This is a genomic window from Nocardia brasiliensis NBRC 14402 (assembly GCF_000308475.2).
Classification (GTDB): Bacteria; Actinomycetota; Actinomycetes; order Mycobacteriales; family Mycobacteriaceae; genus Nocardia; species Nocardia brasiliensis.
In genome coordinates this window covers 33198-56292 of record NZ_BAFT02000066.1, presented here as the reverse complement: position 1 = coordinate 56292, position 23095 = coordinate 33198, and the positions used below count along the sequence as shown (strand labels likewise).

The following is a 23095-nucleotide window of genomic DNA, read 5'->3' as shown; positions in this document are numbered from 1 at the left end:
CGCGGTGGCTTGATGGCATCGAAAGTGGATGTGATCCCGCTCGGAGTCGAGATTCGCGCAGACATCGAGGAGCGAAGTCGGGCCACACCATTCCGAGCCCGAGCCCGAGTCCGATGGGTCGATCCGGTGACGAAGCGTCGGCCGTCCAAGTCGTGAGCCTTCGATACGCGATAAGAGGCACAGGAATGGGTAGACCGCATCCGGCGTGCAGCTGCCCGTGGCGTCGACCCCGTGACCGCGACTGCCACGCTGGCGGACTACGGAAAAGCCCACTGGGACACCGCAATGCGCGGCCTGGAGGAGAAGACCGTTGGCGATGCTTACTTGCCTGCGTGGGAGCGGCGCGTTGTTCCGGCAATCGGGCATCTGCCGGTGACCATGATTACCGCTGGAGTCGCGGACCGTGCGGTCATGAACTGGATCGCGGATGGTGTCAGCAAATCGGCAGTCAAGAACGGGCTTGCCGCGCTGTCTCGGGTCATGGACCAGGCCGTCCGCGATGAGATAATCGAGAGGAACCGTGTCGAGGTCGTCGGGTGGCAGCGGCAGTACGAGCGGTACGAAGACGAACTCGATGATCCGCGAACGCTGGCGCTCCCGGACTGGGGGACGCTGACCACGCTGGCTGACTCGTTGGTTGCCGCGTCGGCGGACGAATATCGGGGCTGGGGTGACGTCGTGATCTTCGCGGCCTGCACGGCGGTTCGGATTGGTGAGGTGTCCGGCTGCCGCGTTGGTGATATCGACACAACCGAATGGGTCTGGCGGCTTCGTCGGCAAACCTCACCCGGTCCCGGCGGCCTGAAGGACAAGGGCACGAAGGGCAAGCGCTCGCGCAAGATTCCGATCATCGAGGACATTCGTCCGTTGGTGCTCAAGCGGATTCAAGCCGCCAACGGTCGCCCTGATGCGCGCCTGTTCGTCGGCCCGCGTGGTGGCCGGATTCAAACGGGTGTGCTGCGGAAGGCGACGAGGTGGCACGAGGTCGTTGCCAATCTCGGCTACGAACACCTGCGCCAGCATGATCTCCGGCATACCGGGCTCACCTGGTTCGCTGACGCTGGCGTCCCGCTGCATCGGCTCCAGCAGATCGCAGGGCACACCGATCCCCGGATCACCCAGCGGTACCTTCACCCCGATATCGAGGCGCTCCAGAACGACGGCAACTTGCTCTCGATCCACCTGCGAGCGCCTCAGCGGTCCCCAAATGGTCCCCAACTGCGCATTGTCTGAAACGAGCAAACCCCTTCCGACCGAGGTCAGAAGGGGTTTTTCACTGTCGGGCTGACAGGATTTGAACCTGCGACCACCTGACCCCCAGTCAGGTGCGCTACCAAGCTGCGCCACAGCCCGTTTGCGCTCATTGCTGCGCGCTCGAAGAGATTACCCCAGGGGCGGGCGGTGGAGCTAATCGGCTGGTAGACGGCGTGGCGCGGGGGTCGGAGTGTGATGGGGGTCGTCGGATTCGGGCGATTGATGACGTGTTGTCGGGGCATTCGGGACTCGGCACGGTCAGTGACAGGCACGGGTGCCGGGAAGCGCGAAGGAGGCGGCGGTCATGCGGCGGGAGCGGCGGCTGGTTGAGGCGTTTGTGCAGCTGGCGGACTCACTGGTGGAGGAGTACGACCCGGTGGACGTCGTGCAGGGGCTGCTGGATCGGGCGGTGGACCTGCTGGAGGTCGATACCGCGGCGGTGCTGTTGGCGCGCGACGACGGGGAGTTGCGGGTGCTGGCTTCCACGAGTGAGGCGACTCGATGGCTGGAGCTGCTACAGATCCAGGCGCAGGACGGGCCGTGCCTGCAGTGCTATCGGACCAGTGAACGGGTGGTCGTCGAGGATTTGGAGGCGGCCCAGGATCGGTGGCCGGCGTTCGCGAAACAGGCTCTGGTGGAGGGGTTCCGGTCGGTGTATGCGTTGCCGATGCGGTTGCGCACGGACCGGGTGGGGGCGCTGAATCTGTTCAGTCACGGGCAGACGCGGCTGTCGGAGGACGATCTGGTGGTGGGGCAGGCGATGGCCGATATCGCGAGCATCGCGATCCTGCGGGCGCGGCAGCTCGCCGACCACAAGACGGTGAACGGGCAGCTGCAGTCGGCGCTGGAGACCAGGATCGTGATCGAGCAGGCGAAGGGGATACTGGCCGCGCAGGGCGATCTGGATCCGGAGACGGCGTTCCACGCGTTGCGGGGTTACGCGCGTCACTCCCGCGGCCGGCTGCCGGATCTGGCGCGGGCGGTGGTGGAGCGGACCATCGATGCGCGCGTGATCCTCGCGCACGGCAACCATAAACCGAGCTGACACTGTCCGGCCGCGGTGCCCGAGATGAATTCGCGCTCCGGCGTGGGGGATCGGGCACCGCGGGATCGGTCCGCTTGATCGCCGTCGAGGTAGTCGGCGGCGTTGTCTGAGTCGTTGCTTGCCGACCCTCGGGCACGGCTACGCTCAGGCGTTGACGATTGCCGAATCGGAGGCGAGGTGGTCTGGTGGGCGAGGAGGCCGGCGGGCGGGTTTATCGCGGGCGCAGCGCTGACGAGCGGGCGTCCGAGCGTCGGCGGCGGATGCTGGACGCGGCGGTGGAGCTGTTCGGCGAGCGCGGGTATCCCGGCACGTCCATCGGCGAATTGTGCACGGCGGCACGGGTTTCGTATCGCTCCTTCTATGAAGAGTTCGGTGCGCTCGATCAGTTGCTGATCGCGGCGGTGGACGAGTTCGACGCGCGTGCGGCGGAACGGGTGGCCGCGGCCCTCGTCGAAACGGACGAGGCCGATTTCGCGACGCGGGCGGCGGTGACGTTCCGGGCGTTCCTGGCGGCCACGTGCCCGAATCGGCGGGCGGCGCGGATGTGTTTCGTCGAGATCGTGCGGGTCGCCGATACCGTCGAGATCTGGCGTAGGGAGCGGCGCAGGCGATTCGCCCGATTGTTCGTGTCGCAGGCCGAGATCGCGGCCGAACGCGGCGAGATCGCGTCGCGGCCGTTCGCGTTCGCGGCGATCGCGACCATGGGTGCGGTGATCTACGCGATCCAGGAGTGGGTGAACGCCGAGCCCGTGTTCGCCGAATTCGTCGGAGCCGGCACCGACGAACTCGCAGACCAGCTCGCCCGGATCTACCTCGACGCGGTGGGCCCGCTGCTGCCGTGACTCAGTCGGCGCACTGCCGTCGATCGATCGAGCGCGCCCACTGGGTGATGGGCCGGTCGATGTAGCGAAAGACGGCTGCCGCGAGCGTGATCGAGAGCACGAGACAGACCGCGGACCAGGCGAGCCAACCCCGGATGTCGTAGCGATGGCCGCTCATCCAGGTCTGGGTGACGGTCACCATGATCGGATACTGCACCAGGTAGAAGGCGAAGGAGAGATCGCCGAGCCAGACCAGCGGACGGCTCGCGTTGAGCCCGCGGTATCCGGCCGTGTCGCGGCAGCATGCGGTGGCGATGACGTACGCGGCGGGCAGGATGATCGGCACCGACAGCTTGAAGTTCAACGGCACCACCCAGGTGAGCGCGTACCCGGCGGCCAACAGCAGCAAGGGGTAGCGGTATCGAGTCGCGGTGAACCGGCCGACCATGACGAGTTTGGCCGTGAGCGCACCGATGTAGAACTCGAGCAGGCGGCTGGGCGGGAAGTTGTAGCTCAGCCAGTACGACGGTGTGACAGGGATGGAATCCTGAGCGAACCATACTGGCGCGGAATGTATCTCGTGCTCCGGTGTCACATCGCCGGGCAGCAGGCGTGGCACGAAGATGTTCGCCACGCCTTTCGGCCCGTCCGCGAAAAGATAGCAGGCGCAGTGCAATGCGACGATCATCACGAAGACCGCGATCAGGCAGGGCAGGATCTGGTGGTCGCGGAGCCGGTCGACGTACGGCGCGAGGACCGGAAAGGAAAGGTAGAACAGAACTTCCGCGACCAGCGACCACGAGGGCACATTGAGCCCGCCGAGTGCCGTCCAACCGGGCACCCAGGTGTGGATCAGCAGCAGATTCGGCACCCAGACCACCGCTCGCGCCAGCGGCACCGGTGCCACGACGAGCAAGAACACCAGCGTGAGTAAGTGTGTCGGATAGATCTTCAGAAACCTGCGGCGTAGAAAAGATTTGGCGCTGTCGCCCGGTCGGCGGTTCCAGTAGAGGATGAACCCCGACAGTACGAAGAAGAACGTCACACCCGCCGCGCCGAGCTGCATCGGCAGGACCGTGTGGATGCGCCGGAAGGTCTCGCTGTGCTGGAACGGATACGCGGGCAGGAAGACCACGGCGTGCAACGCGAAAACCGCTGACGCCGCCCACCAGCGCATGCCGGTGAGTGAGGGGAGCTGGGCAGGTCTTTGCGCGGCAAAGCCTACGGGCGCGCGGGTGTCTTCGATCGTCACGGCGGCCCGAGCATCTGCCGTATGCCCGCTGCGGTCGCGGCGTCACCGCGCTGTGACGGATGCCCGGGGATGCCGAGCAACTCGGCGCGGGGATCGCCGATTCCGTTGAGCCACGGCTCCGCTGAGCACATCCCGTGGCCGCGATAGGCCGCCGCGGTATCGAAATACTCGATCCCGAGCGCGGCCGCGGCACCCGCGGTGGCCGCGCGCAATGCCGCGAGATAGGCCGCGAGTCCCGCCGCCCGCGGCTGCACCAGCGTGCCGAGACCGAACAGCCCGAGACAGGCCGTCGTGCCGGCGGGGTCGAAGAATTCGGGATAGCCGACCAGTGCGATACGTGCGTGCGGAGCGTAGTAGCGGACGTATGCGATGACCCGGGCGATGCGGGCGGCATAGTTCTCCGGAGTGATCCGGCTCAGGTCCGGCAGCCGGCCCTGCCCGGCGGCATCGGGCTCGCATCCCTGCAGCAGGTTGATCGCGCAGCGCAGCACGACGTTCAACGCGACGACGTCGTTGTCGCCCCAAATGTCGTTGAGCCCGAATTGGAGCAGGACGGCCTCGGTTCCGGCACCGAAGGCCGCGGCATCGGCGGCTTTCCTTGCCTGGTGGGCGAGGTTCCAGCCGGTGCCGGTGTCGAGCGCCGCTCCGGCGCAGGACACGTCGACCAGGGTCGCGCCGGTCGTCTGCGCCAGCTGATTGGGCCAGGAACGCGGGTTCCGGTCGCACTGGCTCGAGTGCTGGTCCGTCCCTATGGAATTCGAGGCGAACGAATCGCCGAGCACCACGATCCGGGCCCCGGCGGGTTCGGGCGTGGCACTCGCGGTGGCGGCGTGCGCGAATGTACACAGCGTCGCGGTCGCGGTGATGCAGAGACGGGAAATCGTCGAGTTCGGTTGCACTGGTTCCTCTCCTGCACGTGGGGGCTGGAGCACGTGGGGGCCGGAGTCAGTACCCTGGCCGCGGGGCGAAACCCGGGTCCGGAAGTTCCGGCGGTGCTTGCGGCGCGGGCGCTTGCGGTCGCGGCGCCTCGGAGACCGGTGGGCGGTACACCGGCGGCGCGACCGTGCTCGGGACGGTGCTCGGGACCGGGAAGGTACTGGTAGGCAACGGTTCTGGCACCGCGCTGGTGGGGAACGGCACCTCGGTTGTCGAGGGGGTCGGCGCACCACGACTGGTCGTCGCGGCAGGGGTGGGTGAGGTCGTGTCGCTCGAGCAAGCCGTGAGCAGCCAGCTGCTCAAGAGGAGGGTGCCCGCCGTCAGTGCGGCGGCGGTCCGGGGTGCGTTCATCGAGGATTCCTTTCCGGCAACGCCGCCCATCCCCGCATGGGTTCTCTGCGTGCCAACCGAGTGTGGAGATTTGCTATTCCGCAACTGATAGGCGAAATTATCAGATGTGTTTCGGTGATGCCAGGAAATAGCTGTGAGAAGGTGACTTGTATCACAGTTCACGTCGGTGAGGGGCAATGGGTGGCCATGAGCTGCGATCAAATCAAGCAAGGCGGCCGTGTGTGATGGTTGCGAAGCGATCACGATAACCGCGCAATTCTGATAATCTGCCTTATCATTTCATTCTGGTCGCCGACGATCCGCCGGTGACCGCGAGAAAATGAGGTACCCATGTGGCGCAACGTTGCTACTCATGAACCCCGCTCCGGCCGTCGAGGCATGACCCTGGCCGTCCTGCTCTGCGTGGTCGTACTGGCATCGACCCCGGTCCTCGGGCGAGCCGCACCCGCTCCGCGGGACGTGCCGATCGCGCCGTTGCCGGTACTGGTCCTCCCGCCGGAGTTGGACCCCTTCTACAAGGCACCGGCGAACGTCATCGCCGACACTCCGCCGGGCGGCATCATCAAGGCCAGGATGATCACGCCCGCGTTGCTGTCGCTCGTTCCGTTCAACATCGACGCGTGGCAGCTGCTGTATCGCACCAACGACAGCCACGGAAATCCGATCGCGACGGTCACCACCGTCGTCAAGCCGCGTGGTCCCGCACCGGCGGAAGGCTTCAAGCTGCTGTCCTATCAGGTCGCGGAGGACTCCACGGCGCAGTACTGCGCGATGTCGTATGTGGTGCAACAAGGTTCGATACCTGTCGACTATGTGAACTCGGCGGAGGTGTCGCTGGCCATCGCCCTGGGAATATCGCAGGGCTGGGTGGTGTCGATCCCGGACTACCAGGGGCCGGGGTCCGCCTACGGCGCGGCGATTCTGGGTGGTCAGGCCACTCTCGACGGCATCAGGGCGGCGCAGAACTTCCGCCCCGCGCAACTGACTCCGGACGCGCGGGTGGGGGTGATGGGCTACTCGGGTGGTTCGATCCCGACGGGCTGGGTCGCGGAGAACCACGGCGCGTACGCCTCGGAGATCAATATCGTCGGCGTCACGATGGGCGGCGTCGCGATGGCTGATCTACGAGCGGTGCTGCGCTCCAACAACTTCAACCTCGGCGCGGGACTGATCGGGGCGGCCCTGCGGGGTTTCGCGACGGAATACCCGGAGGTGCAGCACGTGCTCGACACCGAATTCGACTGGTTCGGCCGCTTCATGACTTCGATCAAGGGAATGCTCTGCCACACACAGGGTTCCGCGTTCTTCCCGTGGTGGAACTATCTGGGGTCCTACACCGGCCCCGGTGACGTGCTGGACATCCCGGAGCTGAGCGCCGCCATCACCGCGCAGGAGTTGGGCAAACGCGATCCGGACGTGCCGATGTACATCTATCAAGCTCAGAACGACGAGTTCATCCCGAGTCCGGGCGTAGATCGGCTGGTGGACAAGTACTGTCGCAATCCCGAGGTCTCGCTCGGCTACACGCGCGAGTTCTTCGCCGAACATGTCGTCGGTATCCCGGGCTGGCTGCCGAAGGGCTACCAGTTCATCATCGACCGGCTCAACGGCGTTGCGGCGAGCCCGGGTTGCGCGATCGACAGTCCGTTCTCCACGTTCACCGACGGCGATTTCATCGCGCTGCTCGCCGAGACGTGGCCTGCCATCGCCGGTCTGGTGACGGGCCTGCCTGTCGGTGCGGGTACACACCCGTAAAGTGTTTCAGCTCTGCAGAGTTCGGCTCGGGTGCTGGCCGTAGACCCGCTTGTACTCGATCGCGAACCGTCCCGTATGGGTGAATCCCCACCGGTGGGCGACGGTGGTCACCGTGACGTGCGCGCCGGGGACCGCGGCACGCAGTTGCTCGTGTGCCGCGGCCAAGCGTAGCCGGCGCAGCAGCGCCAGCGGGGTGGTGTCGAGGTGCTTGCGGAAGGCCAGCTGCAGCGCGCGCACGGAGACGAACGCGGCGGTCGCGATATCGGCGACGGCGATGTCCTCGGCGAGGTGCGTCTCGATGTAGGCGATGGCGCGTCGCACCACGTCCGGGTGGGCATCGCGCCGGTCCGTCGCGGTCGGTTCGGTGGCCACGGTCGTGGGCAGCGTGTCCAGCACGGTCGCGGCCAGATAGTCGGTGAGCGTGGCCGCGACGAGCGGGCTCGGGGGAGCGGCGAAATCCGCGGCGACCTCTTGCAGATGTTCGATCGCGCGTTTCAGCCGCCGGGCCGCCGCCGCGCTGGTGGGCTTGTGGCCGGTGAAGCGGACGGGCTTGCCTAGCGCACCGCACATCCGGGACAGCAGCGCCGGGTCGAACATCGTGATGCTGTAGCGGGCGGTGCGGATCGTCCCGCGGTACGGCAGGTCCGGCGGGGTCAGCAGGCCGACCTCGCCCGGGTGGAACACATCCGTGCCCACGTCGCGATAGGTTTCCTCGATCGCGCCGGTCTGCACCGCGCACAGGCACACCCGTTCCAGTGGATCGGCGTCGTAGCTCATGTCGAAACCGAGATCCAGCTGATCCAGGCTCACCGCGCCGAGTATGTCGCGCCGGATCCGCGCCGACGCGTCTTGCGGGCTGCCGTTGCCGATGCTCATGGTCGTGTAGGCGCTGTTCAGGAATTCCTCGATCGCGCCTAGGTTATGGCTGTCGAAAGACAGAGTGCGCACGGTGCATCCTCGTTCCTGTATCGGCACTGCCTGGGAACGAACACCGTGGTCGCATCGAGGTGCCGCTCGTGGCGTCCGGCGTGTCGCCGTGACGTTCCGTGCGGCGTTACCCAGAAGTGGACGGCTCAAACAGGAACGGGGCGATGGCCTGTCCGGCGCGGCCGCACCGACCCGGACTTCGTCGGTGCGGTCGCGGCGACAGGGGCTAGGACTGGCTGGCGAGCGCGTGGTGGTTGTAGCCGGTGACCGGTTCGCGCAGGGCGTTCGCCGCCGCGGTGTGCAGGCACGATTTGATGTGCCCGAGCACCGGTCCGCTGGTGTGGGCCAGCCCTTCGGCGTACCGGATCGCGGCGGGCAGGACGGCGTCGTCATCGGCGACGGCGTCGACCAGACCCGCGGCGAGGGCGTCGGGACCGTTGTAGCGCTGACCGGAGACCAGCGCGTGGTGGGCCAGATGCGCGGGCAAACGGGACTGCACCAGCTCTACCGATGCCGGGGCGTAGTCGGCGCCGAGCGTCACGCCGGGGAAACAGAAGTAGCCGCGGTCGCTGCGCATGATGCGTCGGTCGTGGGCGACGGCGAGGAACGCACCCGCGCCGAAGACGTGCCCGTTCACCGCGGCAACCGTCGGAATGGGCAGTGTGAGGATGCGGGCGAGCAGGCGTTGCAGGTCGGTGAGATAGGCGTCGATAGCGTCGGGATGTGCTGCGGCCCAGGCCAGGTCGGCACCGGTCGAGTAGAACTTCCCGGTACCGGTGGTGACCAGGGCGGCGGGTCCGCCGGTGGTGGTGGCCTCGTCGAGGATCGCGTCCAACGCCGCGATCCACTCGGGATTGAATCTGTTCTCCGTGTCCCGTTCATCCCTGTTGCCCAGATGCGCGATGAACACCGGTCCTTCTCGTCGCAGATACGGCATCCGGGCAACATAGCGCCTCACCTCGCGCGGATAAGGCTGACACACCACGCGGCGCACTTCCGGCGCATCGCGGCAGGGGACAGTCACCGCAACGGGCCGGGTGCACTGCGAACATTGGTGACAGTCGGCGCCACGGTGACGGCGCACGCGCTGACCCCATTCTGAACAGCGAGGAGAATCCGATGAGTTTGCCCGCACCCACACCCACCGCTCGCGCGGTCGTCACGGGAGCGTCCTCCGGTATCGGCGAAGCGCTCGCGGAAGGTTTGGCCCGGCAGGGCCATTCGCTGATCCTGGTGGCGCGGCGTGCGGATCGGCTGCGTGCCCTCGCCGACCGGCTGTCCGGCAGCTATCGGGTCGCGGCCGAGATCCGCGCCGTCGACCTGTCCGACCGGGACGCCCGCGCGAAACTGTGCGCGGAGCTGTCCGAACGCGAGATCACGGTGCTGTGCAATAACGCCGGCTTCGCAACCTATGGTGAACTCGCGCAAGCCGATCCGGCCCGGGAGCGGCAGCAGGTGGAACTGAACTGCGTCGCGATGCACGATCTCACGCTAGCCGTGCTGCCCGGGATGGTGCACCGGGACGCGGGCGCGATCCTCATCACCGGCTCCACCGCGGGCAACCAACCCGGACCCGGTAACGCCACCTACGCGGCGGGCAAAGCGTTCGCCAACACCCTGGCCGAATCGTTGCACGGTGAGCTGGCGGGCACCGGTGTACGGTGCACACTGCTCGCGCCCGGCCCGGTCCGTACCGAGTACGCGGAGGTGGCGGGGGTGCCGAAGCTGGACACGATGCTGCCCGCGCTGTGCTGGGTGAGTGCGGAACGGGCTGCCGCCGAGGCGCTTTCGGGCTTGGCCGACGGGCGCCGCCGGGTCGTTCCGGGCGTCTTCGCCAAGGTACAGACCTTCTGTGGTCAGTACACTCCGCGCGCGTTGATAAGCCCGCTCGTGCGCGCGGTCTACCGGAGAGTCCAGTGAGGTGTACTGAAACCTGTTGACAGCTCGGCCGATCCGGCTTCACCCCTAGGCGATGCCTTCCGCCAGTCGGATCCTGTTGAGGAACGAGCCTTGGTCGAAGTGCGCCTGTAGGTTGGGGTGGAAGGGGAAGAACGGTTCGCCGGGGTCGGCGAGGCCGGTCCAGTGGGTGGCGGGGGCGCAGAGGTCGCGGCCGATGCCGACCGGTCGCAGGGACCAGAAGCCGATGCCGATCTGGTCGGCGGCCGCGCTCATCGCGTTCTCGATGTTGTCGGTCAGCTTGTGCGCGTAGGCGGTTCGGTATTGCGGCCACTGGAAGCGCAGGCCGAAGACGGAGAAGCAGGTGAAGGGGACACCCGGCGGTGGGTTCTGGTCCTCGTAGCCGACCAGGCGGATCTGCGCGTGGGGTGCGGCGGCGCGGACGGCGCCGATCATGTCGCCGCGGAGGCCCGCGGTGAGCCGGTGCGCCAGGTTGGGTCCGGTGATCGCGTCGGCGTCGATGTAGTGGTCCGGATCGGTGCGGTAGTCGCAGCCGCGCACGATATCGGTGAGGCACATGGCGAGCGTGTAGGCGTAGTTGGAGACCTGCCCGGGGTGCCAGACGTCGTTGGCCGAGATCTGGATGGTCACCAATCGCGTTGCGGGTCCGAGCATTCCGTCGTGGATGGATTGATCGATCTGCGTGCGCAGGTTGTTCACGGGCTCGGTGTCGGTGGTGGCGGACTGGCAGGCGTAGTCGGCCCAGTCGCCGGTTTGCGGTGCGCCGAGCCCCCGCTGCGCGGCCATGATCGAGGGCCAGCCGAAGTTACTGCGCGCGCAGGCCAGCGGATTGGGCGCCGGCACGGTCTTCGGCTGCGCCTGGTACGCGGGCAGACCGAACACACCGTCGCCGCCACCGTGCGGCGCCACGGTCATGCTGTCCCCGAATGCCACGTAGCGGACGCCGGGTTCGGCCGCCGTCGCGGCCGGAGCCAGGCACACCGTCGCCATCGCTATCGCGGTGGCGACAACCGAACTGATTCGCAAGACCTTCATCGGTGTCGTCCTCTTTCTCGGGTGGTCCGGCCGAGCCGGATGTTTCGCGCGCAGGCTCAACAGCTCTGCTGATCGGGCCCGGTGCCCGGGAGCACCGTCACCGCGACCTGTCCGGCGCCAGGACAGGACGCGATCCGCAGCTGCGTCGCGCCCGGCTCGGAAACCCTTGTGCCGCCGTCGATGCGCAAGTGGTAGCCCGCGCGGTATTGCCGCTGCGGCACCGCGATGACCGTTTCGGCGCCGTCGTCGAAGACCCCGCCGGTGACCCGCGCGGTGCGCCACGAGTAGGTGAACACGCCTGTGCCGCGGTCGAAGCGCCAAGGCCCGGGTGTGCCCGCGGTGAGCTGCGGATAGGGGCGGGCCAGCGCGTCGAGGTTGGCTTCGCGTACGTTGCCGGGGGTGCGCGGGGCGTGGCCGTCGGTCACGATGGCCTGTGCGTCAGCGTCTTTGGACACGGTGGCCGGGTCACCACCGAAATATGTCCAGTGCAGCCAGCTGTTCTGGTTGCGGTCGAAGATCTCCGCGGTCTCGCTCAGCGCGTCGGCCGCGCCTGTCGCACCGAACTCCGTGACGACCGCCGGTACGTCGGCCACTGCCGAATATTCCGCCGCGCGAGCGACGCTCGCCTCCCACTGCGGCGCGCAACCCAGTCCGCCGCCGCCCTGCAGCGCCGCGACCACACAGTAGGAGTTGAAGCCGTACACGACGTTCGCGTCCGGTGGTCGGCCCAGCTCGGGCCGTGTGCCGTAGTTGGCGGTGATCAGCGGTGCCACCCACACCGGGGTGGCGGGGTCGCCCTGCCGGATCGCGGCGGTGGCGTCCCGGTTGAGCGCGCGCAAGTGCTCGACCGTCACCGTCGGGCAGGCATCGGCCAGGCACGGCAGGAACGCCGCGCCCGCGGGCGGTTGGTTCAGCGGCCCGTAGCCGATCAAACCCGGTGTGCCCGCGAAGAATCCGGCCACGTGGGTCCACATCCGCAAGAACCTGTCCCGGATGCCGATACCGCCGGGGCCGGGCCGATTGGCATAGAAATTGTCGGTGGCGCGCCAATAGGCGATATTCGACAGGTTCGCGGCTACCAGATCGCTTGCGCCGCTGGGTAATCCGTCGTCGATCGCGGCCCAGTCCGGTGCGCCGTCCCCGCCGTACTTCGCGGACCAGATGTCCTGGTGGAACTCCAGTTCGGTCACGATGCCGTGCTCGTGCAGCAGGCCGACGGTTCGCGCGATATCGGAGAGATAGGCGTCGTCGTACTGGCCGGCGACCGGCTCGGCGGCGGCCCAGAAGAGGGCGAGCCGGACCGCGTTGAAGCCCTCGCGCGCGAGCAGTTCGGCATCTTCGGCCCCGAATCCGGCGGCGGAAGGGAGATATGGCGCACGTTTGTCGGCGATGTTCTCGCCGTGCAGCACCACGACCCGCCCGGCGCTGTCGGTTAGCCATTTGCCAGAAGATTGCGCAGGAAGTCCGATTTCTCCGGAATTCGGGTCGGTTGCCGCAGCTGAAGTTGCACCGATCGTCAGGCTCAGCGCCGTCAAAACTGTTGATGTGCACAAATTGAGCGCGCTACGTCGACGGCCACCCCAGAAGCTCATGGTCCACAACGTAGCATTCGACCTAGGCTGCAATAGTGATAGCTATGAGTTAGCTTGAGTCATGACCAAGATCCTGGCATTCACTTCGCCGGCCAAGGGCCACCTCTATCCGATAGCTCCGGTCCTGGCAGAACTGGTAAAGCGGGGACACGACGTCACCGTGATGACGCTCCCGGGAAGTGAGAAAGCTCTCGATCGGCTGGGTATCGACGTTATCGAGCTGCCCGCGCGGTTGGCGCAGGACACCCTCGACGATTGGGCGGCTACTTCGAAGATCGGCGCGCTGCGGGCCGCCATGCGTGCTCTGGTGGCGCGGATCCCGGACGAGATCGCGGCCATTCGCGGCGCGGTGCGCGCCGAACGTCCGGACGCGCTGCTGGTCGATGTGACGACGGTGGGCGCGCAGACCTACGCCGCGGCGAGCGGACTGCCGTGGGCCTCGTGGGCGCCGATGCTGCTGCCGATCCGATCGCGGGAGGTACCGCCGTTCGGGCCCGGGCTGTATCCCATGTCCGGGCCGCTCGGGCGGTTGCGTGACAGCGGAGTCCAGTGGGTGTTGAACCGGCTGTGGGACGACATGCTGCCCGCGCTCAACGATGCGCGGCGCCAGTACGGGTTGGCCGCGCTGGATCATGCGCTCGACTATCTGGAACAGCCTCCGCTGCTGTTGAACTTCACCGCGCCGCCGTTCGACGACGAGCGCAGCGACTGGCCCGACTCGGTGCGGCAGATCGGTCCCGGCCTGTGGGCTCCCGCGGGTGAGCGTCCGGGGTGGCTCGACGAGATCGATCGGCCACTGGCCCTGGTCACCTGCTCCACCGAATTCCAGGACGACGGGCAACTGGCGCAGGCCGCGATGGACGCGCTCGCGGACAGCGATGTGTGCACGGTGGTCACCACCGGCGCGATCGACCCGGCGACCTTTCGGGTACCAGCGAACGCTCGGGTCGAATCCTTTCTGCCGCATCACTTGTTGCTCGACCGCACGGCCGTCGTCGTGTCGCACGGCGGGATGGGCATCACGCAGAAGGCGCTCGCCGCGGGTGTGCCGGTGTGCGTCGTGCCGTTCGGGCGGGATCAGTCCGAAGTCGCGCGCCGCGTGGTGACGAACGAGGCGGGCACCTGGGTGCCGAAAAAGCGGATGAGCGTGTCGAATCTGCGGGCCGCGATCGATCGGGCACTGACCTGCCGGGCCGGGGCGGAACGGGTCGCGGCGGGTTTCGCCGCGGCGGGCGGCACCCCGCACGGCGCAGACTTGCTCGAACGGCAACTTTTCCGCGCCGGAAATCGAAGCGCCGCAACGCGATCCGTGCCGCGAGTCGTGCGACGGACGGAGAGCGGGACATTTCCGGCGATCACGCCCGGCGAAATGGAACCGCTGGTGCGCGGTGACGGCGAGGATGCCCGCAGGCTCACCTAGCCGGGTTCAGCCGGATCTCGATATCGTCCGAGGACGGTTCCGGGACGGGCTCGGTGGTGATCCGGACCCGTAGGGGTCGGCCGGTCTCCGCGTCGACGAAGGTCAGCGGCGGGCGGCCGTCCTGCAGGTATTTGTCGCCCCACTGCACCAGCGACAGGAACACCGGCAGCATGTCCTCACCGGACGCCGTCAGGCGGTACTCGTCGTGGATTCGTTTTCCGGGCTCTCGATAGGGCACGCGCGCGACGATGCCCGCGCCTTCCAGCTGTTTGAGCGCCCGGGACACCGCAGGGGCGGAGGTGTCGATGCGGCTCACGAAGTCCTCGAACCGTGTTGTGCCGTAGAAGCATTCGCGAATCACGAGAAACACCGTCCTGGTGCTCAGCAGGCGCAGGACGCGCTCGGCCGAACAGCCTTCGCCGATCGACCACGCGTCGCGGTCGCGCAACTTTCTCTCGAACTCCATCGCCACCCGGCCAGTATAACTAACGCTTGCGTTAGTCAGCGATGCTGTGCTTCCATCTAACTAACGACATCGTTACTAAGATGGAGGATGCATGGTGGCAATAGCAGGCAAGGTGGCCGTGGTGACCGGTGGTCGGCGCGGGCTCGGTGCGGCACTGGTCGACGAACTGCTGGCGCGCGGGGCGCGCAAGGTGTACTCCACTGCCCGCTCGGCATACTCGGATCCGCGCCCGGAGGTGATCACCGCCGCGCTCGAGGTGCGTTCCGCCGAATCGGTCGCGGAGCTGGCGGAGCTTGCTTCCGATGCCGAGATCGTGTTCAACAACGCCGGAATATTGCTGCCGGCGGCCTTGTCGACGGGCGACTTCGACAGTGTCACCGAGACATTCGACGTCAACGTGTTCGGGCCGCTGCGCGTGGCGCGGGCGTTCGCGCCGATCCTGGCCGCGAACGGCGGTGGGGCACTGGTGAACATGCACTCGGTGCTGTCCTGGCTGGCGGGCAGTGGTGCGTACGGGGCGTCCAAGGCGGCGGCGTGGTCGGTCACCAACTCGCTGCGAGTCGAGTTGGCGCGGCAGCGGACCCAGGTCGTCGGGGTGCACGCGGGCTTCATTGATACCGACATGGTCGCCGCCGTCGCCCAGCCCAAGGCCACGCCCGTCGAGATCGCCGCGCGGATCCTGGACGGCGTGGCGGCGGGGGACACCGAAGTGCTCGCCGACGCCGTCACTGTGGAGGTCAAGGCGGCGCTGTCCGGTCCGGTCGAGCGGTTGACCTTCGCGGTCGCCCGCTGATCTCGCCTAGGAGTACGAAAAGTCATGCCCCTGTGGACAATCCATCACACGCCCGGCGTTTTCGGTGACGACGAGAAACGCCAGTTGGCCATGCGTATCGCCGACCACTACGAAAAGGTCGGCCTGCCGAGGTTCTACGTCGTCACCGTCTTCCAGGAAACCCGTCCGGAGAACTTCTACGTCGGCGGCGAACCCACCCCGGCCGGCGTGCGCGTCGTCATCGACCACATTGCTCGCCGCAATCCCGACCGGGAAAGCCGCCGCCGCACTGCGCAATGGATCAAGACCATCCTGCACCCCCACCTGGCCCGGCACCCGAACCTGCACTGGGAGTTCCACGCCGACGAAACCAGCGAAGACCTCTGGATGATCAACGGCCTGGTCCCCCCACCCGGCGGCTCCGCCACCGAAAAGCTCTGGGCCGAACATAATTCAGCACTCCCATACTGAGCCGGGCACCCGGCCCCGAACCGCCTTCCGTCGGTGTCGACTCGGCTCGACGGCAGACGCCAGGTACCGTTCGTCTGCACGAATTTCAGGCCGTGACGGGGAGGGTGAGCGGTGACGCAGGAAGTCGGTGGGCGCCATTTCAGGCCGCCGGAGGACTCGCAGAAGATCAGCAAGGAAGATATCGCCAGAATGAAGGCGGGGTTCGCCGAGTTCGATCGACAGGCGGGCCGCCGGCACGGCTACTATCACGACGAGGATGTGCTTCCGCCCGGTGCCGGGGCGCTGACGGGGCTACCCCGCCGGGTGTACGGCGATCGGTCGGTGGAGCCGTGGCCGGGCAGCGCGGACGAGCGCGCGGCATCGGCCGCCCGAGCCGCGGCCGAGCGCAGGCATCAGGACCAGATTCGAATCGCGTTGCAATGGGCCGATATACCGGCGGCACTCCGGGCCGGGTACGACGAAACCGGGGTATGGGAGCTCGCGCGGAAGAACGCGTCATCGCTGTCGGACCTCGACGATTTGACCGAGTATCTCAATGCCGCAAGGCTTCCGGCTCGACCCGGCGTGGCCTGGGATCGACAGGCGGTGCACGAGGTCATCGGCCTGCTGTGGCCGCAGGAGCGAGCAGGCGGATGGCCGCGCGCGGAGTTGGGCACCTATCCCGGGTATTTGGGGCCGTTGCGCGACAAGCCTGGGTTCGTCACGCAGTTCTCGGTTACCGCCGCCCAGCGGGCGCAGTTCCGTTGCCTGCGCTGCGGTGCGCGGTGGCCCGCCGGCTGGCCCGATACCGGCGACGGATTCAAGGACATGCGTTGTCCGGACTGTGCGGTCCCGGCCGGCGGCAGTTGTGCCCGCGACACCGAGCACAGCATCATCGACCTGCATTGGCTGAGAGACCGTTTCGCGCCGCGGGCGGTGGGACCGTGCGCTGTGTGCGGCACGCCGCGCGAGCTGGTCCCGCGCGGCTACAGCGGTCCGGAGCGAGTGCTGTACTGGACTTGCCCGAACGGCGACGCTTTACGCCGCGACGAGCACTTCCTGACGGCACTCGAACGCGCGGAGTGGGAATCGACGGCTGCCCATCACGCCTACTGGCTGGCCGTCGACATGCTCCGCTTGGCGTACTACAGCGGAGAGGTCACGCACCTGCCGTTCGGCGCCACCTACGACACCCGTGACGGCAGCAACGAACGGTGGGTCTTCGGCCCCAGCGGTTGGAATCCGGCGCCCGGCAGCGTTCGCGGCCAGGACGATATGCGTCCGTAGGCATGCGCCGAGTGCGTGCCGCGGGGGTTGATTTATGACTGACTGGTCATTCATAATAAGCCTGTGCCGAAGAGAGTTGATCGGGTTGCGCGGCAGGAGGAGATCCTCGACGCCGCTGTTCGGGTGTTCGCTCGTAAAGGGTTCGCGGCGGCGCGGATCGAGGATGTCGCGGCGGCGGCCGGCATCGCGAAGGGCAGTGTGTATCTGTACTTCGACAGCCGGGATGCGTTGCTGTCCGGCGTTTTCGAGAGTTATTCGGCACGGGCCGCGAAGGTGCTCGGCGACCTCGGTGCGGGGAGCGGGCTGACGCGATTGACGCGTCTGGTGCGCGGCATCGTGGACCTGCTCGCCGCGCATCCGGATCACGCACGCGTGCTGCTGGACGTATGGGCCTCGAATCCGCCGCTCGACCTGGCCGCCATGTATCGCGAATACCGTGACGCCGTCGCCGATCTCCTCGCTCAGGCGCAGGCCGACGGCGAACTCCGCGACGGCATCGACACTCGCCATGCCGCGGTGATCGTCGGCGCGATCGAGGGCTGCCTGGTGCAGGCGCTGGCCGACCCGCAGGTCTCGCTGCGCGAGCTGGCCGACCCGCTGGTGCAGCTCTGTGTGGAAGGAATCCGGAAATGACCACGCTCACCGATCGACTGATCGCTCCGAACGCGAGCCACGGCGAGGTCACCACCGCTTTCGCGGCGGCATTCGCCGGTGCGGCAACAGCTTTCGCGCTGAGCCTGCACGCCGACCTGGCGGTGTGGCGAGCCGCGATCGTCGCCGTGGTCGCCTTCGACATGTTCGGCGGCGCCGTCGTCAATGCGACGGACTCGGCGAAACGCTGGTACCACCGACCCGGCCGGACCGCCGCCCACCATCTCGGCTTCGTCGCGATCCACCTACAGCCGTTCATCTTGGCGGCGGTGGTGCCGGGCTTCACCTGGACGAGCGCGCTGGTCGTCTACGCACTCGCGATGATCGGCGCGGTCGCGGTCACGATCTCGCCGGAGGAGCTGCGTCGGCCGATCGCGTTCGGGGTCACGGCCTTCGCGATCGTCGGCGTGACCAGCGTGCTGACGGTGCCGCATGCGCTGGCGTGGTTCGCTCCGGTGCTGCTGATCAAGTTGCTGCTCGCGCATCTGCTGCCCGAAGGTGCCCGGTGAGATCGCCGGCGCGCACTGGTGCCAGGTAGGATCCCCGGTCCGAGGTCGGCGCAGCGCTTGTCGCACCGCCCCGTAATTTCTCGATCATCTTCGGGTAATCTCGGATTGCCGTCCGGTCGGCACGCTTCTACGGTCATTACATGGCCGACTTGCCATCCGCAGAGGTGACGGCGACCGGTGGTCGCCTAACTGCTCGCATATTCCGGTGAGTCCGCTGTACCGGCATGGTCTGCGCTGACGGGATGTGAGGGATTCGAGTGGCACCGCAGCAATGTTCAGGACTCGACGGGGCGGGGCCGGCCGCACTTCGGTTACGGATGTTGGGCCCGGTCGAGGTCTGGCTGGGCGACAAGCAGCTCGACCTCGCCGCCCCGCAGTTGCTGGCCGTACTGGCCATGCTCGCGGCCGAGCCCGGACGCACGCTTTCGACGACGCAATTGGTCGCGCGCCTGTGGTCCGCGCGCCCGCCCAAGACCGCCGGCAGTGTGCTGCGCAATCATGTGCTCGCCCTGCGCAGGCAGTTCGACGCGCACGGGCACCCGGGTGCGGGGACCGAGTGGCTCGATTCTACGCGCGGCGGCTACCGCCTCGGGGTGCCGGTGGAGTTCGACGTCATCGCGGTCGAGGACCTGATCGCGGCCGCGGAAGCCGATCGGCGAGCGGGCGCGGCCGACGACGCGAACGCCAAGCTGGCCGCTGCCCAGCAGCTGTGGCGCGGCGATCCGCTGATCGGGCTGCCCGGCCCCTGGGCCGAAGGTGAGCGGACGCGGCTGGATCGGTTGCGCCTGGCGATGTACGAAGTCGGGGTCTCGGTGGCGCTGGATCTCGGCCGGTACGCGACCGCCGTCGCGGAGTCGGAGGCGCTGATCGCCGCCGATCCGCACTGCGAGCGGTGGTACGAACTGCTGATGATCGCGCTGCACCGCAGCGGCAGGCGGGTCGAGGCGCTGGAGGTCTACCGGACCGCGCGCCGGCTGCTCGCCGATGAACTCGGCCTGGAGCCCGGGCCGGAGCTGGTGCGCCTGCATCAGCAGATCCTGTTGGCCGAGTCGATGGACACCGAGCCCGCCTACGAACCGCCGCCCGCTCCGAAGAGCTTCGATCTCCCGCGCGTCCCGGCGCAGTTGCCGCCGGATATCGCCGACTTCGTCGGGCGCGCGGAACTGGCCCGGGAGTTGGGCGGACTGCTCGACGCGGACTGCACCGGGCGCCCCGTGATCGCGATAACCGGCCTCGGCGGTGTCGGAAAGACCACGCTGGCAGTGCATCTCGCGCATCGCGCGCGCAAACACTATCCGGACGGCGTGCTGTACCTCGATCTCGGTGGCATGGACGAACATCCGCGCTCGGCCGAGGTGCTGCTGGCGGTCGCGTTGCGCGCGTTCGGCACCGAGCCCGGCGAGCTGCCCGCGGAGCTGACCGAGCGCACCGCGCTGTGGCGCGACACCGTGGCGGACAAGCGAGCGCTGCTGGTGCTGGACAACGCGCGCGACGTCGAGCACCTCACCCCGCTGCTGCCCGGTCCCGGCACGGCGGCGGTACTGGTGACCAGCCGTTCGAGCCTGGCGGAATTGTTCGGCGCGCGGCTGGTTCCGCTGGACGTGCTCACCCCGGACGAATCGCTGACGCTGTTGGAGCGCATGGCTTCGGTGCGGCGGGTATCGGACGAGCCGGACGCCGCGCGCGAAATCCTACACGCGTGCGGGCATCTGCCGGTTTCGCTGCGGATCGTCGGCGCGCGGCTGGCGAGCCGGCCGAACTGGCGGCTCGCCGCCGTGGCCGAGCGGCTGGCCGACGAGCGCGGCCGGCTCGCCGAACTCACGGTCGGCAATACCAGTGTGGAACACGTGTTCCGGGACAGTTACCGGCAACTCGCGCCCGAGCTGGCGCGCGTGTTCGTCCTGGTCTCGTTCTCCGACGCGCCCGACCTGTCGGTCGCCGCGATCGCCGCGCTGATCGACCGGGAGCCGGCCGAGGCCGAGCGGCTTTGCGAAGCACTGGTCGATCTGGGCATGTTGCAGACCCCGGAATGGGGCCGCTACCGCTATCACGACCTGTTGCGGCTGTTCGCCCGCGGCGTGGCCGGTCGGTTGCAGCAGCAGGAATGGCCGTTCGCCCTGCGCAGGCTGCTCGACTTCTATCTGGCGAGCGCGAAAAACATTGTGGAACTTCGCGATCCGGGTGTCGGCACGGAGTATTACGCCGTCACCGAGCGGGCCGGGCAGCGCTTCACCGACGAACGGCAATGTGCCGTATGGGCGATGACCGAGCGATCCGGCCTGGTCGCGCTCTATCGGCAGGTCACCGAACTGCCCGGGGCGCAGACCCGCGCGCTCGCAGTCGATCTCGCGCTGTCGCTGGCCGTCGGCGGGGACGCCGGCGAGCATCTGCCGCAGGTGGCCGAGGCGCTCGAATTGATGAGTCACGCCGCGGAGAACGACGGCGACCTGCGGACCACCGCGCGCGCCCAACTGGCCGCCGCCGTCGCCCGGTTGGTCGGCATGGGCGATCTGAGTGCCGGGCACATCCTGCGCCAGGCCGGTGCGATGCTGCGCGAGGCGGGCGACCGCCCCGGCGCCATCCTCGCCGAACAGATGCTCGGCACGGCCATGGCCTACCAGGAAAAGGTGGATGTGGCCGTGGAGCACTTCCGGCGGGCCATCGAACTGGGCCGCCAGGACGGCAACCAGTGGAGCGAGGGGATGGGCTGGGCGACCCTGGCCCGCGCCTACTGCGACGCGCGGCGCTGGCCGGAAGCGGTCGAGGCCGCGGGCAAAGCCCTGTTCCTCGCGCGCATGGTGGGAAGCCTGCGGCTCGAATCAATGGCGTTGCACGAGTTGGGTTTCGCGACGTTGCAGCGGGGCGATCCGGCGGAAGGCCGGGAACTGTGCGAGCGGGCGCTCGCGGTGGCCCGCCGTGACGGACGCCGGCATCAGGAGGGCTGGGCGCTGGCCCGGCTCGCCGAGGTGACCCTCTGCAGCGGCGATGCCGAAGCCGCGGTGCCGATCGCGGCGGAGGCCGTGCGGGCGCTCACCGAGGTCTCGGCCACGGTGCGTCGGCTGCGCGCCATGCGGGTGTACAGCCGCGCGCTCACCGCCGCCGGGCGCGGCGAGGAAGCCGAGCCGATCATGCGCAAAGTCGCGCAATCGCGGCGCCATATCGGCTTGCCTGTGCCCGGGCGTCCGGCCGAGAACCCGGTGCCCGCCACACTCACTGCCGGCTGAACTCGGAGGGCCGGCGCTTCAACAGAGATCATCTGGGTATCGGACCAGCATGACCCTCGCGTTGAAGCGGACGGTGAGTACACCCCTGCTGTATTTCTTCATACTCGGCGACACCCTCGGCGCCGGCGTCTATGTGCTGGTCGGTTCGGTGGCGGGGGAGAGCGGCGGCGCGGTCTGGCTGCCCCTGCTGGTCGCGCTCGCGCTCGCCACCCTCACCGCGGCGTCCTACGCCGAATTGGCGACCCGGTATCCGCGGGCGGGCGGGTCCGCGCACTACGTCACCACGGCATTCGGGCCCGCCGCCGGCTCGTTCGTCGGATTCTGCATGCTGGCGGCCGGGCTGGTCTCGGTGGGCGCGCTGGCCCGGGCCTTCGCCGGGGACTACCTGCAGGCGCTGATCTCGTTGCCCGCGGCGGCGGTCGTGGTGGTCTTCCTGGCCGCGCTGGCCGCGCTCAACATTCGCGGGATCAAAGAGTCCCTGCGCGCCAATGTCGCGGCGACGCTGATCGAATTGGGCGGGCTGGTCCTGATCATCGGGCTCGGCGCGTGGATCATCGCGCGCGGCGACGGCGACCTGCATCGCGTCACCGAGGTCGGCACCGCCGAGCACGGGCCGTTCGGCGCGGTACTCGCCGGGACCGTGCTCGCGTTCTACTCGTTCGTCGGGTTCGAGACCTCGGTGAATCTGGCCGAAGAGATCGAGAACCCGCGGCGCTCGTATCCGCGGGCGCTGTTTGGCGCGCTGCTCACCGCGGGGGTGGTCTACGTGCTGATCGGCTTCGTGGCCAGTGCCAGTGTGCCCACCGGACAACTGAGCGGGTCCAGTGGTCCGCTGCTCGAGGTGGTGCGGGCGGCCGGGGAGCTGCCGGATTGGTTGTTCAGTCTGATCGCGCTGGTGGCGGTGGCGAACGGGGCGCTGCTCACCGGCATCATGTCGTCCCGGCTGACCTACGGCATGGCCCGGGACGGCTTGCTGCCGCCGCTCTTCGCCCGGGTGCTGCCGGGGCGGCGGACGCCGTGGGTGGCGATCCTGGCGACCTCCGCGGTCTCCCTGGTGCTCGCCTCGACCGGCGAAGTCGATTCGCTCGCAGCCACTCTGGTGCTGTTGCTGCTCGTCGTGTTCGCCGCCGTCAACGCCGCGGTGCTGGTGCTGCGCCGCGCCGCGGGCGGGGAACCGGACCATTTCCGGGTGCCGGTGTTCATCCCGTGGCTGGGCCTGGCGTCGTGCCTGTTCCTGTTCACCCGGATCGAGGGCGAGGTGTGGTTGCGCGGCCTGATCCTGGTCGCCCTCGGCATCGCGCTCGCTGCCATCAACGCGGTCCGCGCCCGCAACGGCGGCGAACTACGGGCCAGAGAGTCCGCCGACACCGAGCCGGACGAACGTTTTGCCCGCGCCGATGAGGGAAGGGCGTAATGCGCCCGGCACCACTC

At 68.1% G+C, this 23095-nt stretch carries 21 protein-coding genes and 1 tRNA gene; 13 read left to right on the top strand and 9 right to left on the bottom strand.

The window, feature by feature from the left end; genetic code table 11:
- Positions 1–231: 231 nt before the first annotated feature.
- The gene (locus TY25_RS23785) at positions 232–1233 is read left to right on the top strand and encodes a tyrosine-type recombinase/integrase (protein ID WP_226887389.1); all 1002 of its coding nucleotides are present in this window, start codon (positions 232–234) and stop codon (positions 1231–1233) included.
- A 46-nt stretch (positions 1234–1279) separates the two neighbouring features.
- Here TY25_RS23785 and TY25_RS23780 read toward each other — a convergent pair.
- Positions 1280–1353 (bottom strand) — tRNA-Pro (locus TY25_RS23780).
- Between the two features lie 205 nt (positions 1354–1558).
- Here TY25_RS23780 and TY25_RS23775 point away from each other — a divergent pair.
- Both TY25_RS23775 and TY25_RS23770 read left to right on the top strand, forming a co-directional pair.
- A complete protein-coding gene (locus tag TY25_RS23775) occupies positions 1559–2299 on the top strand; it encodes a GAF and ANTAR domain-containing protein (RefSeq protein ID WP_042259478.1) in 741 nt (246 codons plus the stop codon).
- Between the two features lie 185 nt (positions 2300–2484).
- Positions 2485–3141, top strand: coding sequence for a TetR/AcrR family transcriptional regulator (locus tag TY25_RS23770; RefSeq protein WP_052383152.1), 657 nt, complete (start codon positions 2485–2487; stop codon positions 3139–3141).
- A gap of 1 nt (position 3142) precedes the next feature.
- On the opposite strand, the gene TY25_RS23765 is transcribed toward TY25_RS23770, so the two are convergent.
- Genes TY25_RS23765 through TY25_RS43250 form a run of 3 tightly spaced genes read right to left on the bottom strand, consistent with a single transcriptional unit; the run spans position 3143 to position 5659 of the window.
- On the bottom strand, positions 3143–4372 hold the full coding sequence (locus TY25_RS23765; RefSeq protein WP_042259349.1) for an acyltransferase family protein: 1230 nt from the start codon (positions 4370–4372) through the stop codon (positions 3143–3145).
- Positions 4369–5271: an SGNH/GDSL hydrolase family protein gene (locus TY25_RS23760; RefSeq protein ID WP_052383151.1), complete on the bottom strand. Its 903-nt coding sequence runs from the start codon at positions 5269–5271 to the stop codon at positions 4369–4371. The genes TY25_RS23765 and TY25_RS23760 overlap by 4 nt, the downstream gene beginning before the upstream one ends.
- Positions 5272–5317: 46 nt before the next feature.
- Positions 5318–5659, bottom strand: a complete 342-nt coding sequence (locus TY25_RS43250) for a hypothetical protein (RefSeq protein WP_162184221.1) — start codon at positions 5657–5659, stop codon at positions 5318–5320.
- A 378-nt stretch (positions 5660–6037) separates the two neighbouring features.
- On the opposite strand from TY25_RS43250, the gene TY25_RS23750 reads away from it, so the two are divergent.
- Entirely contained in the window at positions 6038–7414 is a 1377-nt protein-coding gene (locus TY25_RS23750; RefSeq protein WP_042259345.1) for a lipase family protein, read from the top strand.
- A 6-nt stretch (positions 7415–7420) separates the two neighbouring features.
- Here the strand turns inward: TY25_RS23750 and TY25_RS23745 are convergent, their stop codons facing one another.
- Together TY25_RS23745 and TY25_RS23740 are read right to left on the bottom strand one after the other, a co-directional pair.
- Positions 7421–8362: a helix-turn-helix domain-containing protein gene (locus TY25_RS23745; protein ID WP_042259343.1), complete on the bottom strand. Its 942-nt coding sequence runs from the start codon at positions 8360–8362 to the stop codon at positions 7421–7423.
- A 205-nt stretch (positions 8363–8567) separates the two neighbouring features.
- Complete coding sequence (locus tag TY25_RS23740; RefSeq protein ID WP_042259341.1) at positions 8568–9278, bottom strand: enoyl-CoA hydratase/isomerase family protein; 711 nt, start codon at positions 9276–9278, stop codon at positions 8568–8570.
- Between the two features lie 182 nt (positions 9279–9460).
- On the opposite strand from TY25_RS23740, the gene TY25_RS23735 reads away from it, so the two are divergent.
- Entirely contained in the window at positions 9461–10261 is an 801-nt protein-coding gene (locus TY25_RS23735) for an SDR family NAD(P)-dependent oxidoreductase (RefSeq protein ID WP_042259340.1), read from the top strand.
- 45 nt (positions 10262–10306) lie between these two features.
- Here the strand turns inward: TY25_RS23735 and TY25_RS23730 are convergent, their stop codons facing one another.
- Complete coding sequence (locus TY25_RS23730; protein WP_042259338.1) at positions 10307–11293, bottom strand: GDSL-type esterase/lipase family protein; 987 nt, start codon at positions 11291–11293, stop codon at positions 10307–10309.
- A gap of 56 nt (positions 11294–11349) precedes the next feature.
- The gene (locus tag TY25_RS23725; protein ID WP_052383150.1) at positions 11350–12705 is read right to left on the bottom strand and encodes a glycoside hydrolase family 5 protein; all 1356 of its coding nucleotides are present in this window, start codon (positions 12703–12705) and stop codon (positions 11350–11352) included.
- A gap of 241 nt (positions 12706–12946) precedes the next feature.
- On the opposite strand from TY25_RS23725, the gene TY25_RS23720 reads away from it, so the two are divergent.
- On the top strand, positions 12947–14305 hold the full coding sequence (locus tag TY25_RS23720; RefSeq protein WP_052383149.1) for a glycosyltransferase: 1359 nt from the start codon (positions 12947–12949) through the stop codon (positions 14303–14305).
- Here the strand turns inward: TY25_RS23720 and TY25_RS23715 are convergent.
- Positions 14298–14771, bottom strand: coding sequence for a winged helix-turn-helix transcriptional regulator (locus TY25_RS23715; protein ID WP_042259468.1), 474 nt, complete (start codon positions 14769–14771; stop codon positions 14298–14300). The two genes, TY25_RS23720 and TY25_RS23715, sit on opposite strands and share 8 nt — an antisense overlap.
- 91 nt (positions 14772–14862) lie before the next feature.
- On the opposite strand from TY25_RS23715, the gene TY25_RS23710 reads away from it, so the two are divergent.
- The 7 genes from TY25_RS23710 to TY25_RS23680 all read left to right on the top strand — a co-directional run bounded on the left by TY25_RS23710 (position 14863) and on the right by TY25_RS23680 (position 23078).
- Positions 14863–15564, top strand: coding sequence for an SDR family oxidoreductase (locus TY25_RS23710; protein ID WP_042259337.1), 702 nt, complete (start codon positions 14863–14865; stop codon positions 15562–15564).
- Between the two features lie 24 nt (positions 15565–15588).
- Entirely contained in the window at positions 15589–16014 is a 426-nt protein-coding gene (locus TY25_RS23705) for a tautomerase family protein (protein ID WP_042259335.1), read from the top strand.
- A 111-nt stretch (positions 16015–16125) separates the two neighbouring features.
- Positions 16126–17280, top strand: coding sequence for a hypothetical protein (locus TY25_RS23700; RefSeq protein WP_226887388.1), 1155 nt, complete (start codon positions 16126–16128; stop codon positions 17278–17280).
- 63 nt (positions 17281–17343) lie between these two features.
- Positions 17344–17913: a TetR/AcrR family transcriptional regulator gene (locus tag TY25_RS23695; RefSeq protein WP_042259333.1), complete on the top strand. Its 570-nt coding sequence runs from the start codon at positions 17344–17346 to the stop codon at positions 17911–17913.
- The gene (locus TY25_RS23690) at positions 17910–18440 is read left to right on the top strand and encodes a hypothetical protein (RefSeq protein WP_042259331.1); all 531 of its coding nucleotides are present in this window, start codon (positions 17910–17912) and stop codon (positions 18438–18440) included. The genes TY25_RS23695 and TY25_RS23690 overlap by 4 nt, the downstream gene beginning before the upstream one ends.
- 317 nt (positions 18441–18757) lie before the next feature.
- Positions 18758–21664, top strand: coding sequence for an AfsR/SARP family transcriptional regulator (locus tag TY25_RS23685; RefSeq protein WP_052383148.1), 2907 nt, complete (start codon positions 18758–18760; stop codon positions 21662–21664).
- A 49-nt stretch (positions 21665–21713) separates the two neighbouring features.
- Entirely contained in the window at positions 21714–23078 is a 1365-nt protein-coding gene (locus tag TY25_RS23680; RefSeq protein ID WP_042259329.1) for an APC family permease, read from the top strand.
- The last annotated feature ends 17 nt before the right edge of the window (positions 23079–23095 follow it).

Bases quoted from the DNA above. Each gene is read 5' to 3' on its own strand.
- TY25_RS23685 (WP_052383148.1), top strand. From the start codon at position 18,758: ATGTTGGGCCCGGTCGAGGTCTGGCTGGGCGACAAGCAGCTCGACCTC.
- TY25_RS23690 (WP_042259331.1), top strand. From the start codon at position 17,910: ATGACCACGCTCACCGATCGACTGATCGCTCCGAACGCGAGCCACGGC.
- TY25_RS23730 (WP_042259338.1), bottom strand. From the start codon at position 11,293: ATGAAGGTCTTGCGAATCAGTTCGGTTGTCGCCACCGCGATAGCGATG.
- TY25_RS23775 (WP_042259478.1), top strand. From the start codon at position 1,559: ATGCGGCGGGAGCGGCGGCTGGTTGAGGCGTTTGTGCAGCTGGCGGAC.
- TY25_RS23720 (WP_052383149.1), top strand. From the start codon at position 12,947: ATGACCAAGATCCTGGCATTCACTTCGCCGGCCAAGGGCCACCTCTAT.
- TY25_RS23680 (WP_042259329.1), top strand. From the start codon at position 21,714: ATGACCCTCGCGTTGAAGCGGACGGTGAGTACACCCCTGCTGTATTTC.
- TY25_RS23715 (WP_042259468.1), bottom strand. From the start codon at position 14,771: ATGGAGTTCGAGAGAAAGTTGCGCGACCGCGACGCGTGGTCGATCGGC.
- TY25_RS23735 (WP_042259340.1), top strand. From the start codon at position 9,461: ATGAGTTTGCCCGCACCCACACCCACCGCTCGCGCGGTCGTCACGGGA.
- TY25_RS23705 (WP_042259335.1), top strand. From the start codon at position 15,589: ATGCCCCTGTGGACAATCCATCACACGCCCGGCGTTTTCGGTGACGAC.
- TY25_RS43250 (WP_162184221.1), bottom strand. From the start codon at position 5,659: ATGAACGCACCCCGGACCGCCGCCGCACTGACGGCGGGCACCCTCCTC.
- TY25_RS23750 (WP_042259345.1), top strand. From the start codon at position 6,038: ATGACCCTGGCCGTCCTGCTCTGCGTGGTCGTACTGGCATCGACCCCG.
- TY25_RS23710 (WP_042259337.1), top strand. From the start codon at position 14,863: ATGGTGGCAATAGCAGGCAAGGTGGCCGTGGTGACCGGTGGTCGGCGC.
- TY25_RS23740 (WP_042259341.1), bottom strand. From the start codon at position 9,278: ATGCCGTATCTGCGACGAGAAGGACCGGTGTTCATCGCGCATCTGGGC.